Consider the following 13,048-nt stretch of genomic DNA (forward strand, 5'->3'; position numbering starts at 1 on the left):
ATTTGAAAAAATTCACGATAACTGCCTTGATACTGAAACCAGTGTTAGGATTTTTCGAATGTACCACGTGAATGACCTTCTGACCTTTGTCTCCGTGGCCAAGACCGGGGGCATGGGATCGGCGGCCAAGGCGCAGGGCCTCTCGGTCGCGACGGTCAGTCATCGCATTACCAAGCTGGAGGAGGTGCTGAACCTCAAGCTGTTTCATCGCAACAGCCGCAAGGTGCAATTGACCAATGAAGGGCACATCTTTCTGGACCGGATCGAGCCGCTGCTGGCCGAGCTGCGCGAGGCTGAGCTGGATGCAGGCAGCGGGACCGGTGCGTTGCGTGGGCATCTGCGGGTGACGCTGTCGCCTTGGATTTTGTCGCGCTTCATCATGCCGCTGATGGACGCGTTCCAAAACGAGAACCCCGATCTGTCGGTCGAGTTTCTGGCTGTGGATCGTTATGTTTCTCTGGTGGATGAGGGCATTGACTGCGCCATCCGGGTGGGCCGGATGGCTGACAGCACGCTGAAGGCACGAAAGCTGAGTGACAACGACCGCATTATCTGCGCCGCTCCCGGCTTTTGTGACCGGTATGGCGTTCCAGCCAGCGTTGAGGAGCTGCGACAGATGCGCTGGGCCTGTCTGCCGTGGCAAACCCGGTTCGAGATCCGCGATGGTCCCCAGCGCAGCACGCAACTGTCGGTGGGGCGCAGGATTGCTGTTTCGAACTCGGATATGTTGACCGAAGCAGCGGTGCAGGGTCTGGGTCTTGCCGTAAAATCCCGACTGGCCGTGCAACGTGAGCTGGACAGCGGCGCGCTGCGCGAGATCATGCCGGGTGCCCTGAAGCACCCGGATGCCCCGATTTCGTTCGTTCATGCAGGCAATGCCACGCCGGGTCGCAAAGTGCGGGCATTCTCCGATCTGGCAGGTCAGGCGTTTCAGAACACGGCGTTGGCAGAGTAAACCCGCTTACGGGGAAAGTGCGTGATTTTTCCCTTTGAGCGTGCTGTGCTTCTGGCTACGCTGCCTGCACGTGTTTCAAGGATATGAATATAACGCCGCAACATCTGAATTACGGGAGAGTGCTTAATGGGAAAACGCGACGAACTGATCGCCAAATATGCCGAGGATCTGAAATCCAAATGCGGCATGGACGCTGATATGGACCTGCTGACCAAGGTCACCATCGGCTGCGGTCCGGCCATCTATGATGCCGATGCGGCGACTGTGGCGGCCAGTCAGGAAAGTGAGCTTGAGACAGTCAAGAACAACTTCCTGATCAAAAAGCTTGGCCTGTCTGATGGACCCGAGCTGATGGAAGCGATCAACAAGGCCATGGAAACCTATGGCATGTCCGAGCGTAACAAATACCGGGCCGTCGTTTACTATATGCTGACCAAGCATTTCGGCAAAGAGTCGGTCTACGGTTGATCCCGGCCATTTAACCTGCAGCGCCCGTCGAACACAGACGGGCGTTTTGTATTTGAGACATAGTTTAAAGACTTGGTGTTTGAACCTGAGACCCAGCTTGGGTTAGGTTGAGCTTGTGACCAGGATGGTCAGAACCAGCAAATTCCATACACGTGTGGTGAGTAGGGAGCACGTGGGGTAGGGAAGGTTCTGCACCGTCGGAACCTTCCCTTTATTGCAATTTGCTGTTTCGCTCAGTCCGCTTTCGTCTCACCCATGGCGCAGATTGCGGCCCATTCGGAATCGCTGACTGGCTGCACGGAAAGGCGCGAGTTTCTGACCAGAACCATGTCGTCCAGGCGCCCGTCGGCCTTTATCTGATCCAGCGTGACAGGTGTATTGAATGGGCGGACAGCCTTGATATCGACGCATTCCCAGCGCTCGTCATCGGTTGTGCTGTCGGGATGCGCTTCGGCGCAGACCTCGACAATACCGACAATCGCCTTGTCTTTCTGCGAATGGTAAAAGAACCCGCGATCACCGATCTGCATCTGCCGCATGAAGTTGCGTGCCTGATAGTTGCGGACGCCATCCCATTCCTCACCCGCGTCGCCTTTGGCGACCTGTTGATCCCAGCTCCAGGTCGAGGGTTCGGATTTGAACAGCCAATACGCCATCAGCCGATCACGCGCTTCCATTGGATCAGCTCGACCGAATCGAACAGCCCCGCCAGTGCGTAGGGATCATTGCGCGCCCACTCCTGCGCGGCTGCCATGTCTTCGACCTCGAGGATGATCAGCGAACCGATCATGGCCTCTCCGTCCAGCAGGGGACCGGCCTGGGTCACAACACCAGTTTCTTCGAGGTAAGCCAAGTGCGCGGGGCGATTGTCCAACCGGGTTTGCAGAGCGCCCGGTTTGTCACGGGCGATCAGGGCGATGAGCATATTATTCCTCCTTGAGTGGACGACCCAGCAGAGTCCGAATCGCGTCGGCCACACTGTAGGCTCCGCCGCTGAGTTTCGCCACCGTCGTGCTGATGGGCATGTCCAGCCCTTCGGACGCGGCAATGCTCGACATGGCTTGGGCCGTGGCGACGCCCTCCACTGTGGTCGCATCATCGAAGGGCTGTTTCAGACCCAAAGACAGGCCAAAACGATAGTTTCTGGACAATTCTGATGAACAGGTCAGGACCAGATCACCCAGTCCGGACAGGCCCATCAGCGTCTCGGGTGCTGCGCCGCGCAGCGTGGCAAAGCGCTGCATCTCGGCGAACCCCCGCGTTATCAATGCGGCCCGTGCGCTGTCCCCCAGCCCGGCGCCGATCGCCGCCCCGCAGCCGATTGCCATGACGTTCTTGAGGGCGCCGCCCAACTCGGCCCCGACTGTATCGGATGTGCGATAAAGGCGCAGATTGGATGTCGTCAGCTGTTGCTGAAGCGATGCGCCCAGTTCAGCGTCTGCGCAGGCAAGCGTCAACGCGGTCGGCAGCCCGCGGGCTATGTCGTCGGCAAAGCTTGGGCCTGTCAACAGCGCCGGATATGCGTCCGGGATCGTCTGCTTGATCACCGAGACCGGCCCCAGCCCCGAGGATTGTTCGATTCCCTTGCAACAGGCCACGAGGGCCTTGCCCGCCAAGCTGGCTGCATGATCGTGCAATGCCTCGCGCAACTTTTGGGTCGGGACGGCGACCAGCACCACATTGCTTTGCGCGACATCGCGTATCTCGGCGGTCACCCGGATTGCAGCGGGTAGGGTGACGTCCGGCAACCGCGCCGCGTTCTGGCGGGTCACGGCCATCGCGCGCGCGTGTTCGGGGTCGCGGGCCCACAGTGTCACTGGACCATTCTTCGCCAACGAGATCGCCAGCGCGGTCCCGAACGCACCCGAGCCCAATACCGCGACGCTCATGCTTTGGCCCCTTTCTTACCGCTACCCAGCATCGCAGGACTGGTTTGGTCCAGCGGCCATCTGGGGCGTGCGATCAGGTCTAATCCGTCGCGCGCACCGGTGCGGAAGCGTTCCAGACCTGCATACGCGATCATCGCGGCATTGTCGGTACACAACGCCAGCGGTGGCGCGGTAAAGCGCGTACCTTCTTCCGTTGCAACAGTCTCTAACGCAGCGCGAATGGCGCTATTTGCCGCCACTCCACCCGCCACTGCGATGGTCGGTTCCGAGGGGTAGGATTCAAGATAGCGCGAAATCGCGCGCCGTGTTTTTTCGGCCAGCGTGTCCACAATCGCCTGCTGGAACCCGGCACAAAGATCAGCGCGATCTTGCCGGGTCAGGCCACCCTTTTCGGCCACGATCTGATCTCGCATCCGCATCAGCGCGGTCTTAAGTCCGGAAAAAGACAGATCGCATCCGGGGCGATCCAGCAAAGGGCGCGGAAAGCGGAACCGCTTTGGATCTCCGCCGCGCGCCTCGGCCTCGACGGATGGTCCGCCGGGTTGGGGCAAGCCCAGCAGACGCGCGGTTTTGTCGAAAGCCTCGCCCGGGGCATCGTCGATAGTGCCGCCCAATCGCGTGAACTGGTTTGGTCCATGGGCGATCAGATATTGGCAGTGCCCGCCCGAGACCAGAAGCATCAGATAGGGGAACGCGATCCCATCGGTCAGGCGTGGGGTCAGCGCGTGACCGGCCAGATGGTTTACCCCCACCAGCGGCAAGCCGGTCGCCGCGCTGAGTCCTTTGGCGCACATGACGCCGGACATAACCCCTCCGATTAGGCCGGGACCTGCCGTAACCGCGATCGCGTCCAGGGCATCCAACCCGATATTGCCCTGTGTTAGAGCCTCTTTGACGCAGATATCCAGCTTTTCAGCATGTGCGCGCGCGGCGATTTCAGGCACGACGCCGCCATAGGCGCTGTGCAGATCGGTTTGCCCGTGAACGACCGAAGACAGGATCTCGGGCAGTGCGCCCGCGCGATGGCGCACTACGGCGGCGGCAGTATCGTCGCAGCTGCTTTCCAGCCCGAGGACTGTAAGTGTTTGCACCATTGGCCTGATCCGTTGCATCATGATTGGCAAGCGGGGTATCACCCCGCGCGGATGCAAACAATCCCAAGGCCGAAGGCGCCGAACGTTGTATTTGTTGATGACCCGCCCTCGCGCCGCCTCGGACAGGTTCGTCGCGCAATTGCCGGACCGCGTCAGAGCGCAGGTCACAATCCTCATTTCGCCGCTGCTTGAGATCCGGCCGATGGCCGTACCGGTTGAGAGTGAAGGTCTTGGCGGGTTGATATTCACCTCGGCCAATGGGGTCACTGCCGCAGCGGCGCTGGGTGTGGATCGCGATCTGCCCGCTTGGTGCGTGGGGCCGGCAACCACGCAGACGGCGCAATCGGCTGGCTGGTCGGCGCAGATGGTCGGCGCCACTGCCGAAGAGCTGGTCGCCGGTCTGCTGCGTCTCAGGCCGCCGAGCCCATTGTTGCACCTGCGTGGCGAACATAGCCGCGGTCACATCGCCGAACGCTTGACCGGTTCAGGGTTAACCACGCGCGAGCAGGCAATCTATCAGCAACATCTGCTCCCGCTGAGCGACGAGGCCTCATTGGCGGCTGAAGGCAGTGACCCGGTCATCGCGCCGCTTTTCTCTCCGCGGTCGGCGCGACATTTTGCCGAGGTCTGGGCGGGCCCCGCCCCGTTGTGGCTGGCCGCGATCAGCGAGGCAGCGGCGGAACCCCTTAAATCCTTGACGTTTGAAAACCTCAGGATCGCGAGCGAGCCAAATCCGGACAAAATGCAGAAAGCCGTTAAAAAGCTTGTGAAACATGCGATGCGGGTTGAGGGCAAGCCGGGTGCGGATTAACTTGGGTGGGTCTGTAGTTCATGTGTTTTTGGAATCGATAAGGGGATAAGGCGGTGGCTGATAAGAAAAAACCAGATCAGGAACCGGTCGAAGACCCCAGCGTCGAAGAGGCGAAAGAAACCACCGAAACTGAAAACGAAGGCCTGTCTGATGACACGGCGGTTGACGCGGCTGAGCCGCAGGGCGAGATAAATTCCGAAGCCGAAGCCGAAGCCGAAGCCGAAGCCGAAGCCGAAGCCGAAGCCGAAGCCGAAGCCGAAGCCGAAGCCGAAGCCGAAGCCGAAGCCGAACGTGTAGAAGAACCGGCCGCTGCGGAAGAGAAGGCGATCGAACGCACCGACGACAAACGCGGCGGCTTTATACCGGCCCTGCTGGGCGGGGCCGTTGCCGCAGGGATCGGGTTTGTTGTGGGCAATGGCGGCTTTACCTCTCAGGGCGCGGATGGCTCCGATGCCATTGCCGCGCTCGAGGCCAAGCTGGCCGACCAGTCGGATCAGATCGCCAAGCTGACCCAATCCCTGAGTGACAGCCCGGATGTGTCGGGTTTGTCGGCTCAGATTACCGCGCTGTCGGACAAGCTCGCGCCGGTCGAAAGCGATTTGGGCGCGGTGAAATCCAGCGTTGATGCCTTGGCCGGACAGGTTGCACCGTTGGGTGACCGGCTGACAGAGCTTGAGAAAAAGCCGATCGAAGCAAATGCGTCGCCCGAGGCGATGGCTGCCTTCGAGGCAGAGTTGAAAAAGCTGCAGGATTCGTTGACAGCCCAACGCAGCGAAGTCGAAAAGATGGTATCGGATGCCCAGGCGCTTGAGGCGAAGGCCTCGGCCGAGGCGCGCGCGGCCACCAACGCGGCGATCCTGTCGCGGCTGCATGGTCAGTTGGATGCAGGCCAGCCCTATTCCGATCTGGTCAGCGAGTTGAAAGCCGGTGGTGTCGATGTGCCCGACGCTTTGACGGCACCTGCCGACAAAGGTGTCGAGACGCTTTCGGCGTTGCGCAGCGCGTTTGCTCCGGCGGCGCGGACGGCCTTGGCGGATGCGCGGGACGCGGACAAGGGCACCGGCCTGATCGCGTTTTTGCAGCGTCAAACCGGTGCGCGGTCGGTGACTCCTCAGGATGGGGACGACCCGGATGCCATCCTGTCGCGTGCGCAGGCAGCTTTGTCGGATGGGGATCTGTCCACGGCGCTGAACGAACTGAAATCCCTGCCCGATGCGGCGCAGACCCCATTGGCGGATTGGGCGCAGGCGGCACAAACGCGGCTTTCGGCTGTTGAGGCCGCCAATACGCTGGCTTCAAGCCTGAACTCGAACTGAAGGACCTGCCATGCTGTGGTCATTGTTAAAGATCCTTGTTTTTGTTGCGATTATCGGTCTGCTGGCCATAGGCGCCGGGTATCTGATGGAAACCAGCGGCGGGGTGCAGATCACCGTTGCGGGCACCGAATACACGCTGGGGCCGCTGCAATCGGTGATCGCGCTGGGCGTGCTGGTTTTTGCGGTCTGGCTGTTCTTCAAGCTGCTGACGCTTCTGATCGCGACGCTGAAGTTCCTGAATGGGGATGAGACCGCCCTGTCACGGTATTTCGATCGCAGCCGCGAACAGCGCGGGTATCAGGCGCTGGCGGACGGGTTGATGGCGCTGGCTTCGGGCGAGGGGCGCGTGGCGATGACCAAGGCCAGCAAGGCCGAGAAGTTGTTGAACAAACCCGAGTTGACCAATCTGCTGGTTGCGCAGGCCGCCGAGATGACAGGCGATACGAAGAAGGCGGAAGAGACCTATAAAAAGCTGGTGACCGACTCTGCCACGCGATTTGTCGGTGTGCGCGGTATCATGAAGCAGAAGCTGGCCGAGGGTGATGATGAAACCGCCCGTAAACTGGCCGAGAAGGCACTGGCGCTGAAACCGCGCCACGAAGAAACACAGGATGTTCTTCTAAGTCTTCAGACCAAGGCGCAGGATTGGGCCGGGGCACGGTCTACGCTGACTTCAAAACTGAAAGCCGGGCATCTGCCGCGGGATGTGTTCAAACGGCGCGATGCGGTTCTGGCGTTGTCCGAGGCCAAAGAGATTCTGGCGGACGGGGCCACCGTCGAACAACAGGAACACGCGATCGAGGCCAACCGCCTGTCGCCAGATCTGGTGCCCGCCGCTGCTATGGCGGCGCGGGCCTACATCGAAAAGGGCAAGGCGCGGGCTGCGACGAAGATTCTGAAAAAGGCGTGGGAGGTGCAGCCGCACCCCGATCTGGCGCATGCCTTTGCCGAGATCGCCCCCGAGGAAACCCCCGGCCAGCGCATCAAGCGGTTCACTGCGTTGACGCGCATTCACCCTGAGAACATGGAAACCCGGCTGATTCTGGCCGAGTTGAACATCGTCGCCGAAGATTTCCCAGAAGCCCGTCGTGCGCTGGGCGATGTGGTCGAAAAGCAGGGCGACGCGCGGGCTTATACTCTGATGGCGGCGATTGAGCGGGGCGAGGGGGCCTCGGACGCAGTGGTACAGGGCTGGCTGGCGAAGGCGCTGAACGCGCCGCGCGGGCCGCAATGGGTGTGCGACAACTGCCATGACATTCAGCCCGAATGGGGGCCGGTCTGCCAGAACTGCGGCAGCTTCGATACGCTCAGCTGGCAAACGCCCCAGACACCCGAAATCGCAAGCGCAACCGGTGTGCATATGCTGCCGCTGATCGTGGGCGCGCTTGAGGATCAGTCTGAACCCGAGCCGGAACCAGAGGTCGAAGAGGCTGACGCGGAAGAGGTAATCGACGTCAGCGCCGAGCCGGTTGAGCCCGAGGAAGAGAAGCGGGCCTAGCCGTTCAGGACGGGCCAGTATAAGTCCAGCGATATGCAGGTGGCGTGGGCCCTTTGTTGCGCCCGCCCTGTTGCATCTGCTCCCACGCGTGGGCCAGTATCCCGACCGACCGTGACAGGCAGAACAGACCACGTGCAAGCGGTGGGGCAAAGCCCAGCTCGGCATAGATCACCGCCGTAGCGCCATCGATGTTCATCGGAACCGGTTTGCCCTTTTGGCGGCAAAGCGCGCTTTCGACGTCCCGGCCGATTTTCATGTACCGTCCCTCGCAAGCGCCCGCCCCGACGGCCTCTTCGACCAGCGCCATCAGACGCGGCGCGCGCGGGTCGGTTGGCGTGTGAAACCTGTGGCCAAAGCCGGGCAGAATCCTGCCGTTGATCGTGGTCCAGTCCTCTAACGCGGCATCCAGATCTCTGGGGCTGTTTTCTATGAAATGATACAGCGTGACCGCTTGCTCTCCGGCCCCGCCGTGGACGTCGCCCAGCATGTTGACCGCACTCGCCATCGCGTTGTTCAGGGGCAAGCCGCAGGTCACGGCCATCCGGGCGGTCGCGATTGAGGGGGCTTGTGGGCCGTGATCGACGGCTGCGACCAGTGCCGCTTCGAACAAGCGGGCCTGCGCGGGTGTGGGGCGATCCCCGCGCACCATCAGCCAGATCATCTCGGCGAAGCTGATGTTTCCGATCAATTGCACGATCGGTTGGCCCCGTAGTGCGATCCGTCCGGGCTCCATATCAATGATGGCTGTCTGCCACCAATCGGCGACGTCACTCATATGATTCCCTCTTGCCTTAGCGCGTCGATTTCGGCGTTCGACAAACCCAGTTCAGTCCAGATCGCTGCGTTGTCGGCGCCCAGCGCGGGTGGGGCGGTTTGCGGCATCTTGCGTTCGCCGTCCATGACCACTGGGCTGCCTGCCAGACGCATGTTCTCGCCCTGCGCTGAGAGGGTTCCGATCAGACCCCGACCCGCCATCTGTTCGTCCGACAAAGCTTCGGGCACGGTCAGAACCTGCCCCGTGGGCACGCCGCGTGCGTTCAATTCGCGGACCCAATCCGCAGCCGGGCGGGTGGTCAACACGCGCTCCAGTTCCTGTCGCAGTGCTTGTCGGTTCTGTTTGCGATCTTCGCGGGTTTTATAGTCGGGATGGGTCAGCAAGTCGTCTCGGCCCAGATGTCCGGCCAGCGCTTGCCATTGTTCATCCCGATTGGCCGCGATGTTTATCGGCCCATCGGATGTGGCGAAAGTTCCCGACGGCGCCGAGGTGGTGTTTTCGTTGCCATGGGCCCCCGGCAGGACGCCACCCAGAAGGTAGTTCGATACGACCCACCCCATGGTCGAGACGACGGCTTCGGTCATGGCAACGTCCAGAAACGCCCCGCGTGGCTTGGCGTTCAGGGCGGCGCTGATGGCGAAGGCAGCGGTCAATCCGCCAACCGTATCCGCCAAAGGGTATCCAACCCGGTAAGGTGCGGTATCAGGTGCGCCGGTGATCGACATAACACCGCTGAGGCCCTGCACAATCTGGTCATAAGCCGGGTCGTCGCGACGCGGTCCCGACTGGCCAAAGCCGCTGATTCCGCAATAGATCAGGTTGGGATTCTCGGCGCGTAAGACCTGATACCCCAGCCCCAGCCGGTCCATTACGCCGGGGCGAAAATTCTCTACCAGAACATCGGCGCTTTGGACCAGTCGTCTAAGCAACGCTTTGCCCTGCTCGGCTTTCATATCCAGCGTGACGGATTTCTTGTCGGCATTCTGCGCCAGAAAGCTGATGCCCATGCCGGCCTTGTTGCGGTCAGGGTCCGCGCCCAGCACACGGGCCAGATCACCGCTGCCCGGGCGTTCGACCTTGATGACTTCGGCCCCCATCAATGCCAGCTGGTAGCAGCAATAGGGGCCAGCCAAGACGTTGGTCAGGTCAAGAACCCGGACCCCCGATAGCGGCTCAGTCGCCATCCGCAATCCCGGCTGCGCGGGCTTTGGCCCGGCGGGCGCGATAGCTTGGCAGCAGGACCAGCAGCACCGCGATCACCAGCAGGCCCAAGGTCATCGGGCGCTCCCAGATAAAGGCGATACCATCGTAAAGCTGCATGGAGCGTGCGAAGTTATCCTCCATCATCCCGCCAAGGATAAAGCCGATCAGCAGCGGCGCGAGCGGATAGTCCGCAAATTTCAGCGCTGTCGCGCAGACGCCGAAGCCAACCAGTATCAACAACTCGGTGGCGTTGTTCTGGCCGATATAGGCCCCCATCAAGGTGAAGAACAGGATGAACGGGATCAGGTAGTTGCGCGGAACCGCCAGCACTTTGGCAATATAAGGGATCAGCGGCAGGTTCAGGATCAGCAGAACCAGATTGCCGATGAACATCGACATGATGACGGCCCAGAAGATCTGAGGCTCGTCAATCATCAGGCGCGGACCCGGAGTGACGTTCAAGGCGATCAACGCGCCCAGCAGGATCGCGGTGGTGCCCGAGCCGGGGATACCCAGCGTCAGCAGCGGCACGAAAGATCCTGTACAGGCCGCGTTGTTTGCAGCCTCTGGCGCGGCAAGACCTTTGATCGAGCCTTTGCCGAACTCTTCTTGTTCCTCTTTCGGGGCGATGTTGCGCTCAACCGCATAGCCGAGGAAGCTGGCGATCGTCGCCCCAGCCCCGGGCAGTACCCCGATAAAGAAACCCTGTGCCGACTGACGCCCTACAACCGGTGCGATGGCTTTTGCCTCTTCCTTGGTGATGCGCAGGTCCTTGATGTCGCCGTCATCGCCTTTCAGGTCTTTGGGTTTGAGGACAAGGAACAGCGCCTCGGGCAGGGCGAACATCGCCATGGCCAGCGTGATGAAGCCAAAGCCCGATTGCAGGTCCATGATGCCCATGGTGAAACGCGGCAGGTTGAACAGCGCACCTTCGCCAACGGTGGCCATGATCAGGCCCAGGATCGTCATGATCAGTGCCTTGGCCACTTGCCCGGAGCCGGCAAAGGCTGCGATCGCGGAAAGGCCCACGACCATCAGTGCGAAGTATTCGGCAGAGTGGAACAGCAGCGCGACCGATGACAGGGCCGGGGCGAACACCATCAACAGGACCGCACCCAGCGTACCGCCCGCGAAGCTGGCGATCGCGGCGATGGTCAGCGCCTTACCGGCCTTGCCTTGCCGCGCCAGCGGGTAGCCATCAAAGCTGGAGGCCACGGTGCCCGCGACCCCCGGCGCGTTCAGCAGGATGGATGAGGTCGAGCCGCCGAAGATGGCGCCGTAATAGACACCCGCCAGCAGGATCAGAGCGGCCGAGGGGTCGCCCATCGAGATGGCAACGGGGATCATGATGGCGATGATCGACATCGGGCCCAGACCGGGCAGCATGCCAATGAATGTGCCAATCAAACAGCCCGCAACGACCATCAGAAGGTTTTGGATGGAAAACGCCGTTTGCAGGCCAATCAGAAGTCCTTCGAGCATGTCAGCCTCCGAACACGCCCGGCAGGGGGCGCATGTAAATTCCAAGGACTTCCTGAACCAGATACCAGACGAATCCGGCGGCAATCAGGGCGACGGGGATCATGATGTGCCATCTGCGTTCGCCGAGAATGTACGATCCGATGATCAGAAAGGCCGAGGTTGCAATCAGGAACCCAACCGGGCGCAGACACAGTGCGTAGATAACCATGAGTACCAGCAGCGCGATCGCCTGATCCAGATGGTATTCGCCCAACCGGCGGTAATCGATATCGGCCTCTTTGATCTCGCTCTTTTCAAACCCAAGCAGGATGATTGTCGAGGCGATGATCCCCAGTACCGACAGAACCTTGGGGAAGGTGCTGGGCCAGATGGGGTTTCTTTGCATGAAAGGGGGTAGGCTGCCGTCCATTGTGAACCAGGCCGCATAGCCATAGGTCAGACAAATCCCCAACAATACAAGCGCGATCCAGCGATCCAGCGCCATGGTGTCCCCTCCCATTGTGGTGTTGTTTGGTGGGGCAGAGCGGCTGTCCGCTCTGCCGAAGCTGCCTTTAGAGGAAGCCCAGTTTCTTCATCAGATCGCTGATCTGCTGTTCCTGCTCTTCCAGGAACGCTTTGAAGTCATCGCCCGAGTTGTGGATGTTCACCCAACCATTGCGCGCGCGTACTTCTTCCCATTCAGGCGTGTCGTACATCTTGGTGATGGCTTCCTGATAAGCGACCAGCTTGTCTTCGGGCAATCCGGGTGCACCAAAGAACCCGCGCCAGTTGACGAAAGTGGTGTCGATGCCCTGCTCTTTCATGGTCTGCGCATCCGGCGCTGCATCCACGCGTTCCTCGGCGGTCACGCCGATGATCTTCACTTCGCCCTGATTGGCCAGATCAACGGCTTCCGAGAAGCCGGTCGACAGGGCTGCAATCTCACCGGACAAAAGTGCCGCCATGGCTTTGCCGCCTGCGTCATACGGGATGTACTTGACGCTCAGCGCATCTTTGCCTGCCGCTTCCATCACCATTGCCGCCACCAGATGGTCCATGCCACCCGGAACCGAGCCGCCGCCAATGGCCGTGGCGCCCGGATCAGCGTCGAAGGCCGCCAGCAGATCATCCATCGAGTTGATCGGGCTGTCCTTACCGACGACGATTGCGGCATAGTCACCGATCGTGCCCGACACCAGCGTCAGATCGCGGAAATTGTGCGGGAACACTCCGGTCAGCGAACGGATGACGATGGGCGTCGAATTGACCATCAGCGTGCCATGGTTGCTGTCGGCGTTTTCGATCAGGAAGCCGATGGCCTTACCACCGCCGCCGCCGGACATATTCTCGTAAGATGCTGTGCCGACCAGACCTGCGTTTGTCAGTGCTTCGCCGGTTCCGCGCGCGGTCCCGTCCCAGCCACCACCGGCACCCCCGGGGATCAGAAAGTGGATGCTGTCCACAACCTGATGACCATCGGCCAATGCGGGCCCGGTCAGGCCCACGGCGGCCACAGCTGCGATCAGGGCCCGACGGCCCAGTGTGAATGTTGTCATGATGTCCTCCCATTTGACAACC

General features: G+C 61.1%; 14 protein-coding genes. 5 read left to right on the forward strand and 9 right to left on the reverse strand.

Annotated features, from left to right (window positions below; translation table 11 throughout):
• The first annotated feature begins 58 nt into the window (after positions 1-58).
• Together ACR0KM_RS13770 and ACR0KM_RS13775 are read left to right on the forward strand one after the other, a co-directional pair.
• Complete coding sequence (locus ACR0KM_RS13770) at positions 59-955, forward strand: LysR family transcriptional regulator (protein WP_480858987.1); 897 nt, start codon at positions 59-61, stop codon at positions 953-955.
• Between the two features lie 126 nt (positions 956-1,081).
• Complete coding sequence (locus ACR0KM_RS13775; protein WP_480823746.1) at positions 1,082-1,423, forward strand: DUF2853 family protein; 342 nt, start codon at positions 1,082-1,084, stop codon at positions 1,421-1,423.
• A 233-nt stretch (positions 1,424-1,656) separates the two neighbouring features.
• On the opposite strand, the gene ACR0KM_RS13780 is transcribed toward ACR0KM_RS13775, so the two are convergent.
• The 4 genes from ACR0KM_RS13780 to tsaD are packed head-to-tail and all read right to left on the reverse strand — an operon-like array spanning position 1,657 to position 4,406.
• Positions 1,657-2,079, reverse strand: a complete 423-nt coding sequence (locus ACR0KM_RS13780; protein WP_480859266.1) for an EVE domain-containing protein — start codon at positions 2,077-2,079, stop codon at positions 1,657-1,659.
• Entirely contained in the window at positions 2,079-2,348 is a 270-nt protein-coding gene (locus tag ACR0KM_RS13785) for a YciI family protein (protein ID WP_480823744.1), read from the reverse strand. Before ACR0KM_RS13785 ends, ACR0KM_RS13780 begins: the two co-directional genes overlap by 1 nt.
• Before the next feature lies 1 nt (position 2,349).
• A complete protein-coding gene (locus ACR0KM_RS13790; protein ID WP_480858984.1) occupies positions 2,350-3,312 on the reverse strand; it encodes an NAD(P)H-dependent glycerol-3-phosphate dehydrogenase in 963 nt (320 codons plus the stop codon).
• Positions 3,309-4,406: a tRNA (adenosine(37)-N6)-threonylcarbamoyltransferase complex transferase subunit TsaD gene (gene tsaD, locus ACR0KM_RS13795; protein WP_480823740.1), complete on the reverse strand. Its 1,098-nt coding sequence runs from the start codon at positions 4,404-4,406 to the stop codon at positions 3,309-3,311. Before tsaD ends, ACR0KM_RS13790 begins: the two co-directional genes overlap by 4 nt.
• A gap of 97 nt (positions 4,407-4,503) precedes the next feature.
• Between tsaD and ACR0KM_RS13800 the strand changes: the two genes are divergently transcribed.
• From ACR0KM_RS13800 to ACR0KM_RS13810, 3 genes are read left to right on the forward strand one after another with little or no spacing between them, the layout of a single operon-like run.
• Positions 4,504-5,217 (forward strand): uroporphyrinogen-III synthase, encoded by a 714-nt coding sequence (locus ACR0KM_RS13800; protein WP_480823738.1) that lies wholly within the window; start codon positions 4,504-4,506, stop codon positions 5,215-5,217.
• A 53-nt stretch (positions 5,218-5,270) separates the two neighbouring features.
• On the forward strand, positions 5,271-6,533 hold the full coding sequence (locus ACR0KM_RS13805) for a COG4223 family protein (RefSeq protein WP_480865509.1): 1,263 nt from the start codon (positions 5,271-5,273) through the stop codon (positions 6,531-6,533).
• A 10-nt stretch (positions 6,534-6,543) separates the two neighbouring features.
• On the forward strand, positions 6,544-8,031 hold the full coding sequence (locus ACR0KM_RS13810; RefSeq protein WP_480858980.1) for a heme biosynthesis HemY N-terminal domain-containing protein: 1,488 nt from the start codon (positions 6,544-6,546) through the stop codon (positions 8,029-8,031).
• A gap of 4 nt (positions 8,032-8,035) precedes the next feature.
• Here the strand turns inward: ACR0KM_RS13810 and ACR0KM_RS13815 are convergent, their stop codons facing one another.
• The 5 genes from ACR0KM_RS13815 to ACR0KM_RS13835 form a co-directional block, all read right to left on the reverse strand.
• The gene (locus ACR0KM_RS13815) at positions 8,036-8,806 is read right to left on the reverse strand and encodes a citryl-CoA lyase (protein WP_480858978.1); all 771 of its coding nucleotides are present in this window, start codon (positions 8,804-8,806) and stop codon (positions 8,036-8,038) included.
• Entirely contained in the window at positions 8,803-9,990 is a 1,188-nt protein-coding gene (locus ACR0KM_RS13820) for a CaiB/BaiF CoA transferase family protein (protein WP_480858976.1), read from the reverse strand. Before ACR0KM_RS13820 ends, ACR0KM_RS13815 begins: the two co-directional genes overlap by 4 nt.
• Positions 9,980-11,491: a tripartite tricarboxylate transporter permease gene (locus tag ACR0KM_RS13825; protein ID WP_480858974.1), complete on the reverse strand. Its 1,512-nt coding sequence runs from the start codon at positions 11,489-11,491 to the stop codon at positions 9,980-9,982. Before ACR0KM_RS13825 ends, ACR0KM_RS13820 begins: the two co-directional genes overlap by 11 nt.
• 1 nt (position 11,492) lies before the next feature.
• Positions 11,493-11,975, reverse strand: coding sequence for a tripartite tricarboxylate transporter TctB family protein (locus tag ACR0KM_RS13830; protein WP_480823726.1), 483 nt, complete (start codon positions 11,973-11,975; stop codon positions 11,493-11,495).
• A gap of 67 nt (positions 11,976-12,042) precedes the next feature.
• Entirely contained in the window at positions 12,043-13,026 is a 984-nt protein-coding gene (locus ACR0KM_RS13835) for a Bug family tripartite tricarboxylate transporter substrate binding protein (protein WP_480823724.1), read from the reverse strand.
• Positions 13,027-13,048: the final 22 nt, after the last annotated feature.

It is taken from the genome of Ruegeria sp. G10, assembly GCF_056533645.1.